A 13,363-nucleotide genomic window follows, 5' to 3' on the forward strand; every position below is an offset into this window, starting at 1 on the left:
GAGCGCCGCGTGCCCCCATCCCAACCTTCCCCCGGAAGGGGAAGGGGCCAACCCCAACTTCCAGTTTCATGATGCTTCGACGAACCCTTCACTGCGCCTTCGCCGCCATGCTCCTCGCAGCGTCGGCCGCCCACGCGCTGACCGCCGACGAAGCCCGGGCCATCGCCTCTGGCGAATCCGAAGCCCGCATCGCCGCGCTCAACAAGGCCGTCCTCACCGCCGACGACAAGACCGCCGCCTTCATCCAGGCCATGGCCGACGACGCCGTGAAGTACACCGAAGACAAGGTCTTCGTGATGAAGGACGACAAGGGCTACGACCCCGTGACGGGCGCCGAGCTGAAGGTGCCCGACACCGCCGAAGACGTCGTCAACAACAACCTCATGCGTGGCGCGCTCGATGCCGCGCAGGCCGCGCTCAAGCTCACAAGCACCGACGACGCGGTGCGCGCCGAAGCTGCGCAGGCGCTCTTCAAGGAGCCCGACGAGTCGCGCATTCCCATGGTCGAGAAGGCGCTGGCCGCCGAGACCAACCCCAAGATCAAGGCGCAGCTCGAACTCGTGCGCGCCGCCAGCATGCTCACCAGCGCCGACAAGGCCAAGCGCCTGGCCGCGGCCAAGGAGCTGGGCAACAACCGCAGCCCCGACACCAAGCTGCTGCTCAACCAACGCCTGGCCGACGAAACCGAGGCCGACGTCAAGGCGGCCATCACCGCATCGATCGCCAACATCGACGGCGCGCTGGTCTGGGGCGACCGCATCAACGCCGTGTTCAGCGGCATCAGCCTGGGCTCGGTGCTGCTGCTCGCCGCGCTGGGCCTGGCCATCACCTACGGCCTCATGGGCGTCATCAACATGGCGCACGGCGAGCTGATGATGATCGGCGCCTACGCCACCTACGTGATGCAGGGCATCTTCCAGAAGTACATGCCCGAGGCGGCGTTTGGCTGGTACCTGGTGGCCGCCATTCCCGTGTCCTTCCTCGCCTCGGCGCTCGTGGGCGCGGTGCTCGAGCGTGGCGTGATCCGCTTCCTGTATGGCCGTCCTCTCGAGACGCTGCTCGCCACCTGGGGCATCAGCCTGATGCTGCAGCAACTCGTGCGCACGCTCTTCGGCGCGCAGAACGTGGGCGTCGAAAACCCCGGCTGGATGAGCGGCGGCTTCACCATGCTGAGCAACGTCACGCTGCCGTGGAACCGCATCTGCATCATCGTCTTCGCGGCGCTCGTGCTGCTCGCGATGGGCTGGCTCATCGGCAAGACGCGCCTCGGTCTCTTCGTGCGCGGTGTCACGCAGAACCGCCCGATCGCCTCGTGCATGGGCGTGAACACGGCGCGCATCGACACCTACGCCTTCGCGCTCGGCTCCGGCATCGCGGGCCTGGCGGGCTGTGCGCTGAGCCAGATCGGCAACGTCGGCCCCGACCTGGGCCAGAGCTACATCGTCGACAGCTTCATGGTGGTCGTGATGGGCGGCGTCGGCCAGCTCGCGGGCACCGTGTATGCGGCGCTGGGGCTGGGCATTCTCAACAAGTTCATCGAAGGCTGGGCGGGCGCGGTGCTCGCGAAGATCGCGGTGCTTGTCTTCATCATCATCTTCATTCAAAAGAGACCTCAGGGCATCTTCGCCATGAAGGGCCGGAGCGCAGAAGCATGAGCAAGGTCGTACTCCCAACCAAGGGGCCGCTGCTGAGCGGCAAGGGCTGGACGGCCTTCTTCGTCGCGCTCATCGTCGTGTGCGCGGTGGCGCCGGTGCTCAACATCTGGGTGCCGGCCGACAGCCCGCTGCACATGAGCGACTACGCCGTGGCGCTGGTCGGCAAGATCATGTGCTACGCGATCTGCGCGCTGGCCATGGATTTGATCTGGGGCTACACCGGCATCCTGTCACTGGGCCACGGCCTGTTCTTCGCGCTGGGCGGCTACATGATGGGCATGTACCTCATGCGCCAGATCGGCCGCGACGGCAACTACAAGAGCGACCTGCCCGACTTCATGGTGTTCCTCGACTGGAAGGAACTGCCCTGGCATTGGACCTTCAGCGGCAGCTTTGGCATGACGCTGCTGCTCATCGTGGCGGTGCCCGGCCTCATCGCCTTCGTGTTCGGCTTCTTCGCCTTCCGCTCGCGCATCAAGGGCGTGTACTTCTCGATCATCACGCAGGCCATGACCTTCGCGGCGATGCTGCTGTTCTTCCGCAACGAGACCGGCTTCGGCGGCAACAACGGCTTCACCGACTTCAAGCGCATCCTGAACATCCCGATCGCCACGCAGGAGATGCGCATGACGCTCTTCGCGCTCACCGGCCTCACGCTGCTGGGCTTCTTCCTGTTCGCCAAGTGGCTCATCGGCAGCAAGTTCGGCCGCGTGCTGCAGGCCATCCGCGATGCCGAAACGCGCGTGATGTTCTCGGGCTACAACCCGCTGCCCTACAAGCTCACGATCTGGGTCATCTCCGCCGTGATGTGCGGCGTGGCCGGCGCGCTGTACGTGCCGCAGGTCGGCATCATCAACCCGGGCGAGATGAGTGCGGCCAACTCCATCGAGATCGCCGTGTGGGCGGCGGTGGGCGGGCGCGCCACGCTGATCGGTCCGATCCTCGGCGCCTTCATCGTCAACGGGGCCAAGAGCTGGCTCACCGTGGCCTACCCCGAGTACTGGCTGTACTTCCTGGGCGCCTTGTTCATTGCTGTCACGCTGTTCCTGCCGAACGGCATCGTGGGGTTGGTGCGCCAGTGGCTGTCGAGGGAGAAGACGCAGGCGCCGCCCGAGCCGGCGGCGCACACAAGCCGCGCCATCGCCGCAGAGAAGGGCGTCGAGCCCGAGGCGCTGGTCTCGCTGCCCGTGGACGCGAAGGGAGCCCGCGCATGACGCCCGACCTGATGGAAGCCGGCGCCGAGCGCGCCGCACGCGCGGCCGGCCTGCACGCGGCCACGGGCCAGACCGAATCGGGCGGCCGCACCGCAGGCTTCAGCCGCATCGCCACGCCGGGCGAGGTCGACATCACCCACGGCCGCATCCTGTACCTCGAAGACGTGAGCGTGAGCTTCGACGGCTTCAAGGCCATCAACAAGCTCTCGCTCGACATCGCACCGGGCGAGCTGCGCTGCATCATCGGCCCCAACGGCGCGGGCAAGACCACGATGATGGACATCATCACCGGCAAGACCCGGCCCGATTCGGGCACCGTGTTCTTCGGCAGCACGATCGACCTGCTGCGCCATCGCGAGGCCGACATCGCCCAGCTGGGCATCGGCCGCAAGTTCCAGAAGCCGACGGTGTTCGAGCACCTCACCGTGTTCGAGAACCTCGAGCTGGCGCTCAAGACCGACAAGGGCGTGCGCGCGTCGATGCTGTTCAGGCTCGACTCGGCGCAGAGCGACCGCCTGGCCGAGGTGCTGGAGACCATCCACCTGGCCGACAGCGTCTCGCGCCTGGCCGGCAACCTGAGCCACGGCCAGAAGCAGTGGCTCGAAATCGGCATGCTGCTGATGCAGGACCCGAAGCTGCTCCTGCTCGACGAACCCGTGGCCGGCATGACCGACGAGGAAACCGCCCGCACGGCCGAGCTGTTCCTCACGCTCAAGGGAAAGCATTCGCTGATGGTGGTGGAGCACGACATGAGCTTCATCCGCACCATCTCCGAGATCGTGACCGTGCTGTGCGATGGCTCGGTGCTCGCGCAGGGAACGCTCGACGAAGTGCAGGCCGACGAGCGCGTGATCGAGGTCTACCTTGGCCGCTGATTTCCCCCAACAACGGAGCAGCCGATGCGCAACCCATCACAGGTGCCCGGTGTGCGGTGCGGCGTGGGCGGCCCCTCTGTGCCGCCGAGGAGCGCAGCGTTTCGCGGATCAGGGCTCGCAGCTGTCTGAGCGCAGCGAGTTCTGCGAGACCCCGCGAAACGCGAGCACCGCAGGGCAGCCCGAAGGGCCGGCACAGTGGGGCCGACCGCGCCGTGCCGCCCACCGGGTGCCCCCGATAAAGACCAAGGAAGGCATCCCACCATGCTGACAGTCAAGAACATCCACCAGTACTACGGCGGCTCCCACATCCTCCGGGACGTGAGCTTCCAGGCCACACTCGGCAAGGTCACGGTCCTGCTCGGCCGCAACGGCGTCGGCAAGACCACGCTGCTGAAGTCGCTCATGGGCCTGGTGCCCATCAAGAGTGGCAGCATCGAACTCGAAGGCAAGCCGATCCACAAGGCCACGCCGTACGACAGGGCCAGGGTCGGCATCGGCTTCGTGCCACAGGGCCGTGAGATCTTCGCGCGGCTCACGGTGGAGGAGAACCTGCGCATGGGCCTGGCCTACAAGAGCGGCGGCACGCCCATTCCTGCGGAACTGTTCGAGCTGTTCCCCGTGCTCAAGCAGATGATCAACCGAAGAGGCGGCGACCTCTCCGGCGGGCAGCAGCAGCAACTGGCGATAGCCCGCGCCCTCGCGCCCAAGCCCAAGCTGCTGATCCTCGACGAGCCCACCGAGGGCATCCAGCCCAGCATCATCAAGGACATCGGCCGCGTCATCCGCATGCTCGCCGACCGCGGCGACATGGCCATCGTGCTGTGCGAGCAGTACTACGACTTCGCGCAGGAGCTGGCCGACGACTACCTCGTGATGGAGCGCGGCGAAGTCATTGCGCGCGGCCTGGGCAAGGACATGGAAGCGCAGGGCGTGCGCCAGCTCGTCGCGATCTGACGCGCTACCGCGCCCACGTCTTGCGCAGGTCGGAGGCAAGGCGCAGCAGCAGGTCGGCGTGCGCCTGCAGTGCATCCGTAGACACCTCACCCGTCGTCGGAAAACTCACGTTCATCGCATAGAGACTGCCTGACGGCGCACGCAGCGGCAGCGCCACCGCCGTCATGCCCGGCGCCCAGTTCGCGTGGCAATAGCCTTGCGCGTCCACCGCACGCAGCGCCGCATCCACCTGCCGCTGCAGCGCGGGCCAGTCGCTGCCGTGCGCCTTGCGCAGCTGGCCCAGCAAGGCCTTGCGTTCCGTCGCCTGCATGCCCGCCAGGAAAGCGCACCCGAGCGACGTGCTCGCGATCGGCAGGCGCGAGCCCGGCAGGATGCGACGGAAGATGCCCAGCCGGCTGAAACGCACCGAGTCCAGGTACACCATCTCCAGCTGGTCGGCCACCGCCAGGCCCACGTTCACGCGGCGGCCCTCGGCCAGCGCACGCATCAGCGGCAGGGCCTGCGCCAGCGTCTGCTCCGAGGTGCGAAACGACAGGGCCAGGCTCAGGCACGCGGCCGTCAGCCGGTAGCCGCGCTGCTCCAGGTCGTAGGCAAGAAAGCCCGCATCCACCAGCGAGCGCGTCAGGCGGCTCACCGTGGGCCGCGGCAGCTGCGTGCGGTCGGCCAGCTCGGCGTTGGTCAGCACGTCCACTCCATGCCGGAAGGCGCGCAGCAACGCCAGCCCGCGCTCGAGCGAATGGCTGCCCGGCGTGCTGCGCACGAAGGTGCCGGTCGACTGCGTTTCGGCCCGGGTGGAGGTAGAGCGGGGCGTGGGCATGATTTCGGTCAGCGAAATTGCAGCATTGTCACCGCCAGGGTGCGCCGGAATACTGAGCCCATGCCCGACACAGGGCGAGCAACGAACCGGAGACACGCTTGGAATTCACGGAACTCAGGTACGCGGTGACCGACCGCGTCGCCTCGATCACCTTCGACCGCCCCGACCGGCTCAACGCCTGGACCCCCACGCTGGAGGCCGAACTGCGCGAAGCCATCCACCTGGCGCAGGCCGACGACGACGTGCGCTGCGCCGTGCTGACCGGCGCCGGTCGCGGCTTCTGCGCCGGCATGGACATGGCGGTGCTGGGCGCAGCCGCCCGGCCGCCCGTGCCGCAGGCGCCCTCGGACGACGACCTCGCGCAGCGCTACGGCTACCTCGGCGGCTTCGACAAGCCGCTGATCGCCGCGATCAACGGCGCGGCGGCGGGCGTCGGGCTGTGCCTCGCACTGCATGCCGACCTGCGCTACGTGGCGGCCGGCGCCAAGCTCAGCTTTCCCTATGCGCGCCGCGGCCTCGTGGCCGAGCACGGCACGGCCTGGCTGCTGCCGCGCCTCATCGGCCCGATGCATGCCGCCGACCTGCTGCTGACCGGCCGCACCGTGATGGCGGAAGAGTCCGATCGCATGGGGCTGGCCTGCCTGCTGCCGGCCGAGGGCTTTCTCGACGCGGTGCTCGCACGCGCCGGCGAGATCGCGAATGCGGCGTCGCCGCGCGCCACCCGCGTCATCAAGCAGCAGCTGCGCGCCGCCCGCTACCAGACGCTGGGGCAGGCCACGCGCGAGGCCGACCGCGAGATTGCCGCCTGCCGCGACACCGACGACTTCCGCGAGGGCGTGCAGCACTTCCTCGAAAAACGCGCCCCCCGATTCACAGGACATTGAACATGACGAACCCTTTGCACCACATCGCCGCCGCGCAGCCGCTGGCCGGCATCAAGGTCATCGAGGTCGGGCAGAACATCGCCGGGCCGTACGCGGGAGAGATCCTGTCCTCGCTCGGCGCCGAGGTGGTGAAGATCGAGCGGCCCGGCGCGGGCGACGACGCGCGCGGCTGGGGCCCGCCGTTCTGGCGCGGCACCGCGACCACCTTCCAGGCCATGAACCACGGCAAGAAGAGCATCGCGCTCGACCTGAAGAACCCGGCGCACGTGCAGTGGCTGCGCGAACACGCCGCGCAGGCCGACGTGTTCATCCAGAACATGCGCCCCGGCTCGCTCGAAGAACTGGAGCTCGGCCCCGACGTGCTGCGCGCGCTCAACCCCCGGCTGGTGTACTGCTCGCTCTGGGCCTTCGGGCACAAGGGGCCGATGCGCCTGGCGCCGGGCTACGAGCCGATGGTGCAGGCCTTCGCGGGCATCTTCAGCATCAACGGCGCCGAGAACGGCCCGTCGGCGCGCGTCGGCATGCAGGTGCTCGACCTGGGCACCGGCATCTGGGCGGCGCTGGGTTGCATCGCCGCGCTGTTGCGCCGTGCGACGACGGGGCAGGGCTGCGTGGTCGACACCTCGCTGTTCGAGACCGCGCTGGGCTGGCTGCAGGTGATGATGGCCGGCTTCCACGCCACGGGCCGTCAGCCCGAGCGCCACCGCAGCGGCAACCCCAACGTGGTGGTGTTCCAGGCGCTGCCCACCGAAGACGGCGAGATCGTCGTGGCCGCCGCCAACGACCGCCTGTTCGCCAAGCTGGCGCGCGCCACGGGCCACGAGGAGTGGACGCGCGACGAACGCTTTGCCAGCAACGCACTGCGCGTGCAGCACAAGGCGCTGCTCATCCCCGCGCTGGAGGCCGTGTTCCGCACCCGCTCGACGCAACAGTGGCTCGACGCGCTGGAGCCGCTGGGCATTCCGTGCGCGCCGATCCAGGACTTCGCGCAGGTGCTGGCGCAGCCGCAGACCGAGGCCATCGGCATCTTCCAGACCGTGCCCGACGAGGAGCTGCGCATCGTCGGGCTGCCGCTGTCCTTCGACGGCGAACGCCCGCAGGTACGGGCCCGCGCGCCCGGCGTGGGCGAGCACAACGAGGCGCTGGGTGCCGGGGCGCTCGGCTGAGCGCCCACCGGCCACGACATTCGAAAACAGACAGGAGACACATCCCATGCACAGAAGACACTGCCTCGCCTGGCTGGCGGGCCTGCCGTTCGCGGCCACCGCCGGCATCGCGCTTGCTCAGGACAAGGACAAGCCGATCCAGATCATCGTGCCCTTCGGCCCCGGCGGCTCGGGCGACATCTCGGCGCGCATGCTGGCCGAATTCCTCACGCGCAAGACCGGTCGCGCGGTGGTGGTCGACAACCGCCCCGGCGGCAACGGCATCATCGGCGTGGAGGCGGTGCGCAACGCGCCGGCCGACGGCTCGGTGCTCCTGCTGGCCACCACGTCCACGCACCTGGCCAACCCCAGCCTGTTCCGCAAGCTGCCCTACGACCCGGGCAAGGACTTCCGACTGGTCGGCTCCTTCGGCCCCGGCTCCACCTACATGCTGGTGCAGCCCGACGCGCCCTACAAGACGCTGCAGGAGTTCGTGGCCGCCGCGAAGAAGGCACCGGGCAGCATCAACTACGGCCACTTCAACGCGACCTCGAAAGTCACGGGCGCGCTGTTCGCGCACGAGGCCGGCATCGAGCTGGTGCCCATTCCCTACAAGCAGGTGAGCCAGGCGATGTCGGAGCTCATCGCCGGGCAGATCCAGGTGGTGTTCACCGACACCGTGGCCGGCGACGCCTTCGTGGCCTCGGGCCAGCTGCGGGCGCTGGCCGTGCACAGCGACGCGCGGCTCAAGCGCTACCCGGCGCTGCCGCTGATCGCCGAGACGTACCCGAAGTTCACCATCCGCGGCGGCTTCCTCGGCATTGCCGTGCCGGCCGCGACGCCGGTGGAGATCCAGCAGAAACTCAACACCTGGATCAACGAGGCCGTGACCACCGACCCGATCCGTTCGCGGCTCGAGGGCTTTGCCTTCGCGCCGGCCAAGGTCAGCCTCGCCGACCTTGCCACCTTCGAGCGCCAGGAGCGCGAGAAGTGGAAGGGCTACGTCGACATCGCCAAGCTGGAGGTCCAATGAGCCACATCGCATCCCTCGACGCGGGCCACGCGCACGTCGCGCTGCTCGAAATCCGCCGCGGCCCTTTCAACTACGTGAACGAGGCGCTGCTGCGCGAGCTGGCCGACCACCTCGACCGGCTCGACGCCGACCCCGGCTGCCGCGCCATCGTGCTGGCCGCCGAGGGGCGCGCCTTCAGCGCCGGCGCCGACTTCAACAGCGGGGACGACGACGGCACCTCGCGCGACCCCGGCCCGCTGTACGCGCAGGCGATGCGGCTCTTTCGCAGCGCCAAGCCCCTCGTCGCCGCGGTGCACGGCGCGGCGGTGGGCGCGGGCCTCGGCCTCGCGGTGGCGGCCGACTTCCGCGTGAGCTGCGCGGAGGCGCGCTTCAGCGCCAACTTCAACCGCCTGGGCTTTCACCCGGGCTTCGGCCTGAGCGCGACGCTGCCGCGCCTCGTGGGGGCGCAGCAGGCGGGGCTGCTGTTCTTCACCGGGCAGCGCATCGGCGGCGAGGAAGCGCTGCGCATCGGCCTCGTCGACCAGCTGGTGCCGGCCGACGAGGTGCGCGCGAGCGCGCTGGCGCTGGCGGGCGAGATCGCGCTGTCGGCACCGCTCGCCGTCGAAGCCACGCGCGCCACCCTGCGGCGCGGCCTGGCCGACGCCGTGGCCGAGGCCAACCGCCACGAGCGCGAGGTGCAGTGCGTGCAGTTCGCAACCGACGACTTCAAGGAAGGCGTGCGCGCCATGGCCGAGCGCCGGGCGCCGCAGTTCCAGCGGCGCTGAGGCTTCGTCTGCAAGACGGTACCGACGCGGCGCACGAGAGGATCTTCACAATTTAAGGGTTTACCCTAGAATCGGGCCTTGCCCGCGTCCGCCGGGCACCCCCCAGGAGCCCGGCCTTGAACGCCTCACCGTCCGCCCGCGAAGGCGCGGAAACCACCGCCATTGCACCGTCCGTCTCGTCCGCCCAGTTCCTGCGCGCGGTGCTCGCGCTCGGCGTCGGCGGCTTTGCCATCGGCACCGGCGAGTTCGTCATCATGGGCCTGCTGCCCGAGGTCGCGAAGGACATCGCCGTCACCATCCCGCAGGCCGGCCACGTCATCAGCGCCTACGCGCTGGGCGTGGTCATCGGCGCGCCCGTGCTCGCGGTGCTGGCCGCCGGCTGGGGCCGCCGCGCGCTGCTGATCGCGCTGATGGCCGTGTTCGCGGCCGGCAACTTCGCCAGCGCGATGGCGCCCGGCTACCTGTCGCTCAACCTGCTGCGCTTTGCCACCGGCCTGCCGCACGGCACCTACTTCGGCGTGGCCGCGCTCGTGGCCGCCACGCTCGCGCCGCCGGGGCGGCGCGCACGCGCCGTCGGCCTCGTGATGCTGGGGCTCACCGGCGCCACGCTGGTCGGCGTGCCCATCGCGGCGTGGCTGGGCCAGCTGTTCGGCTGGCGCGCGGCCTTCGTGTTCGTGGGCGTCATCGCGCTCGTCGCCGTGGTACTGTTGCGCCGCGACGTGCCCGACATCGCACCCGCCGCCGGCGCCAGCCCCTGGCGCGAACTCGGCGCGCTCAAGCGCAAGCAGGTGTGGTTCACGCTGGGCATCGGCGCCATCGGCTTCGGCGGCATGTTCGCCGTGTTCAGCTACATCAAGCCCACGCTGATCGAGGTGGCCGGCCTGCCGCTGGGCGGCGTGCCCTTCGTGCTCGCGCTGTTCGGCCTGGGCATGGTCACCGGCAACCTCGTGGGCTCGCGGCTGGCCGACAAGTCGCTCATGCGCACCATCGGCGGCGTGCTCGTCTACGCGGCGCTGGTGCTCGCCAGCTTCACCTTCGCCGCGCACCACGTCGTGACGGCAGCCTTCACCGTGTTCCTCATCGGCACCACCGTCGCCATCGGCCCGGCCCTGCAGATCCGCCTGATGGACGTGGCCGGCGACGCACAAACGCTCGCCGCCGCGCTCAACCACTCGGCCTTCAACATGGCCAACGCGCTCGGCGCCTGGCTCGGCGGCGTCGCCATTGCGGCGGGCCTGGGCTGGACCTCGACCGGTTGGGTCGGCGCGCTGCTGGCACTGGCGGGCGTGGGCATCTTTGCCTGGGCCGTGGCGAGCGCGCGTGCGGATGCGCGGCGGCCGGTGGCCGTCGCGTACTGAACCGAGCCCGCTACCTCGGCGAAGCCGCCGGCGCGGTGCGTTCGCGCAGCAGCGCCGCAAAGTTCTGCAGCTCGGCTGCATTCAGGTCCGACACCGCCCAGGCCTGCATGCCGCCCTGGGTCCAATGCACCAGCTGGTAGCCCTGCCGCGCGGAGCGCACGGTCGGCTGGGTCTGGGCATCCGGCGCCGGCCACACGAACAGGTTGATGACGTGCGGGCCCGAGCGGTAGACCAGCGCCGCCACGGTGCGGCGGTCGAGGTAGTCGAGCCGTCCGCCCGTCAGCGGAAAACCCTCCGCCGCCAGGTCGACCACCGGCGGTGAGAAGTCGAGCTTGCCGGCGAACCACGGCTTCACCGTGTGCTGGTCGGACGAGGCCACGTCGGCCAGGTGCGAGGCCATCAGCGAGCGCACGTGGTTGGCGGTGACGCCTTCGGTGAGCGCATCCGCAGGCGGCACCGGCGTGGCGAGCAGCACCAGCGCCAGGCCCCAGGCCGTGGCCGCGCCGGTGGCGAATCCTGCCAACCCCGGCCACATGCCGCGGCGCTGCCGTACCGGGGCTGCGGCTGGGGCCGGTGCAACGGCGGCTTCGGCACGCACCGCGCGCGCGACGCGCCCGGCCAGCCCCTCGGGCGGGGCGTGCCGCGTGGCATGGCGCCGGACCAGCGTTCCCAGTTCCTCGTCAGACATTGACATGGTGTGTCCTTCCTCCTGCGTCGCCGGGACGTTCGTCGCGCAGGCTCTCGCGCAGCATCGCCCGCGCGCGCGACAGCCGCGACATGACGGTGCCCAGCGGCACGCCCGCGATGCGCGCGATGTCCTCGTAGCGCATCTCCTCCAGCTCGCGCAGCACGATCACCTCGCGGTACACCGGCGGCAGCGCGTCGATGGCGGCGTTGACGCGCTCGCCCTGCACGCGCTGTTCCCATTGCCGCGCCGGATCGCCCGCGTCGGGCGAAGAAGAGGGCGCCGAAGCTGCTTCGCTGTCGCGCAGTTCGTCGAATTCCACCTGGTCGGCCAGCTGACGGTTCTGCCGCATCCAGTCGTAGCAGGCGTTGCGCACGATGCCCAGCAGCCACGGCCGCGCGCTCTCGCCGCGCAGCCCGTCGAAGAAGCGGAACGCGCGCAGGTACGCCTCCTGCACCGCGTCGTCGGCCAGCTGGTCGTCGCGCAAGAGCCAGCGCGCCAGGTTCCATGCCGCATCCAGATGCGGCAACGCGGCGGCTTCGAACTGGCGTGTGCGGTCGGTCGACAGGCTCAAGGGCTCCTTCTTCCTGCGTGACGTGGCAGCCCGGCGCTTTATTCCAGCGCTTTCCGAAATTTTTTCGGCCCGACGGGAATAAGCAGGGCATGCCATGCGTCATGCCCCTCAGGGATTCTGCTTGTTTCGCTTCTTCCCCAGGAGGTTTTCACCATGATCGCCATACCCGGCTTCGCACGCATCCTCGTCGTTCTTTCGGCCCTGGCGGCTTCGGCGGTCCCCGCGCTCGCCGCGGGCCCCAAGGCCTATGTCGGCAATTTCAAGGACAGCACGGTCAGCGTGATCGACACGGCGTCCGAGCGCGTCGTGGCCACGCTGCCGGTGGCGGCGGGGCCCGACGGCATCGTCCTCACGCCGAACGGCCGCACCGTGTACGTGAGCGGCTCCGGCGCCGCCGCCGTGAGCGAGATCGATGCCGCGAGCGACCGCGTGACGCGCGCCATCGACGTCGGCAAGGGCCCGCAGGGCCTGGCCATGACCGCCGACGGCAAGTGGCTGCTGGTGGCCGTCAACGGCGACGACCGCGTGGTCTTCGTCGACACCTCGGCGCACGGCGTGAGCGCCACCGTGCCGGTGCCCAAGCCACACACCATCGCCATCCGGCCCGACGGCCGGCAGGCGTACGTTGCGTCGCAGGAGCCGGGGCACTTCGCGCTGGTCGTCATCGACATGGCGACGCGCGCCGTGGTCACGCAGATCCCGCTCGACAAGCCGCCGCGCGACCTGGAGTTCGGCCACGACGGCAAGGCGCTGTACCTCACGCTGGCCGGCGTGCCCGCGGTGCAGGTGCTCGACGCGGCCACCAACCAGTGGGGCGCGCCGATTCCCACGGGCGTGTCGCCGCACATCGCGCAGCACTTCGCGGGCATGGCGAACGGCGCGGTGGTGGTGCAGGGCCCGGGCGAGGTCCTGCTGTTCGATCCGGCCACACACGCGGCGGTGCGCAGCATCGGCGTGGGCAAGCAGCCGCACTGGCTCGACCTGTCGGCCGACGGCAAGAAGCTGTGGGTCAGCAACGAGGGCTCCAACGACGTGAGCGTGGTCGACCTGGGCGGCGGCGCCATGCACACCGTGGCGGTCGGCAATGCGCCGCGCAAGATCGCCGTGCAGCACGTGGCCGCGTCGCAAGGCGCGCACGCGGGGGCCTCGACGCACGTGGCCATCCGCAACTTTGCCTTCGAGCCGGCGCAGATCAGCGTCAAGGCCGGCGAGCACGTGACCTGGCAGAACGATGACGGCGCGCCGCACGGCCTGGTCTTCAAGGACGGTTCGACGGGCGTCGACCTGCTGCTGCCCGGCAAGAATTTCTCCCGCGCCTTCGACAAGCCGGGCGTGTACGACTACGTCTGCTCGGTGCATCCGTACATGACCGCCCGGGTCACGGTGGCGGCGCGGTAGTGCCGAG

The 13,363-nt window shown here is 69.8% G+C and carries 13 protein-coding genes; 10 read left to right on the top strand and 3 right to left on the bottom strand.

Annotated features, from left to right (window positions below; translation table 11 throughout):
- Positions 1–107: 107 nt before the first annotated feature.
- The 4 genes from urtB (at position 108) to urtE (ending at position 4,698) form a co-directional block, all read left to right on the top strand.
- Complete coding sequence (gene urtB / locus AC07OH_RS15020) at positions 108–1,655, top strand: urea ABC transporter permease subunit UrtB (RefSeq protein ID WP_495301196.1); 1,548 nt, start codon at positions 108–110, stop codon at positions 1,653–1,655.
- The gene (gene urtC / locus AC07OH_RS15025; RefSeq protein ID WP_495301197.1) at positions 1,652–2,869 is read left to right on the top strand and encodes an urea ABC transporter permease subunit UrtC; all 1,218 of its coding nucleotides are present in this window, start codon (positions 1,652–1,654) and stop codon (positions 2,867–2,869) included. Before urtB ends, urtC begins: the two co-directional genes overlap by 4 nt.
- The gene (gene urtD / locus AC07OH_RS15030; RefSeq protein WP_095744117.1) at positions 2,866–3,744 is read left to right on the top strand and encodes an urea ABC transporter ATP-binding protein UrtD; all 879 of its coding nucleotides are present in this window, start codon (positions 2,866–2,868) and stop codon (positions 3,742–3,744) included. Before urtC ends, urtD begins: the two co-directional genes overlap by 4 nt.
- 261 nt (positions 3,745–4,005) lie before the next feature.
- Complete coding sequence (gene urtE / locus AC07OH_RS15035) at positions 4,006–4,698, top strand: urea ABC transporter ATP-binding subunit UrtE (protein ID WP_495301198.1); 693 nt, start codon at positions 4,006–4,008, stop codon at positions 4,696–4,698.
- 4 nt (positions 4,699–4,702) lie between these two features.
- Here urtE and AC07OH_RS15040 read toward each other — a convergent pair whose 3' ends face one another.
- Positions 4,703–5,515, bottom strand: a complete 813-nt coding sequence (locus tag AC07OH_RS15040) for an IclR family transcriptional regulator (RefSeq protein ID WP_495301199.1) — start codon at positions 5,513–5,515, stop codon at positions 4,703–4,705.
- A 98-nt stretch (positions 5,516–5,613) separates the two neighbouring features.
- Between AC07OH_RS15040 and AC07OH_RS15045 the strand changes: the two genes are divergently transcribed.
- The 5 genes from AC07OH_RS15045 (at position 5,614) to AC07OH_RS15065 (ending at position 10,699) form a co-directional block, all read left to right on the top strand.
- Entirely contained in the window at positions 5,614–6,399 is a 786-nt protein-coding gene (locus AC07OH_RS15045; protein ID WP_495301200.1) for an enoyl-CoA hydratase-related protein, read from the top strand.
- 2 nt (positions 6,400–6,401) lie between these two features.
- The gene (locus AC07OH_RS15050) at positions 6,402–7,565 is read left to right on the top strand and encodes a CaiB/BaiF CoA transferase family protein (protein ID WP_495301201.1); all 1,164 of its coding nucleotides are present in this window, start codon (positions 6,402–6,404) and stop codon (positions 7,563–7,565) included.
- Between the two features lie 46 nt (positions 7,566–7,611).
- Positions 7,612–8,577 carry a Bug family tripartite tricarboxylate transporter substrate binding protein gene (locus AC07OH_RS15055; protein ID WP_495301202.1) on the top strand — a complete coding sequence of 322 codons (966 nt, stop codon included), beginning with the start codon at positions 7,612–7,614 and terminating at the stop codon, positions 8,575–8,577.
- Positions 8,574–9,341 carry an enoyl-CoA hydratase/isomerase family protein gene (locus AC07OH_RS15060; RefSeq protein ID WP_495301203.1) on the top strand — a complete coding sequence of 256 codons (768 nt, stop codon included), beginning with the start codon at positions 8,574–8,576 and terminating at the stop codon, positions 9,339–9,341. Before AC07OH_RS15055 ends, AC07OH_RS15060 begins: the two co-directional genes overlap by 4 nt.
- 116 nt (positions 9,342–9,457) lie before the next feature.
- Positions 9,458–10,699: an MFS transporter gene (locus AC07OH_RS15065; protein ID WP_489059491.1), complete on the top strand. Its 1,242-nt coding sequence runs from the start codon at positions 9,458–9,460 to the stop codon at positions 10,697–10,699.
- 10 nt (positions 10,700–10,709) lie between these two features.
- Here the strand turns inward: AC07OH_RS15065 and AC07OH_RS15070 are convergent, their stop codons facing one another.
- Together AC07OH_RS15070 and AC07OH_RS15075 are read right to left on the bottom strand one after the other, a co-directional pair.
- On the bottom strand, positions 10,710–11,393 hold the full coding sequence (locus tag AC07OH_RS15070) for an anti-sigma factor family protein (protein WP_495301204.1): 684 nt from the start codon (positions 11,391–11,393) through the stop codon (positions 10,710–10,712).
- The gene (locus AC07OH_RS15075; RefSeq protein WP_495301205.1) at positions 11,380–11,958 is read right to left on the bottom strand and encodes a sigma-70 family RNA polymerase sigma factor; all 579 of its coding nucleotides are present in this window, start codon (positions 11,956–11,958) and stop codon (positions 11,380–11,382) included. The genes AC07OH_RS15070 and AC07OH_RS15075 overlap by 14 nt, the downstream gene beginning before the upstream one ends.
- Before the next feature lie 153 nt (positions 11,959–12,111).
- On the opposite strand from AC07OH_RS15075, the gene AC07OH_RS15080 reads away from it, so the two are divergent.
- Positions 12,112–13,356, top strand: coding sequence for a YVTN family beta-propeller repeat protein (locus tag AC07OH_RS15080; RefSeq protein ID WP_495301206.1), 1,245 nt, complete (start codon positions 12,112–12,114; stop codon positions 13,354–13,356).
- Positions 13,357–13,363: the final 7 nt, after the last annotated feature.

The sequence above is a fragment of the Variovorax sp. GW821-FHT10C12 genome, assembly GCF_059415405.1.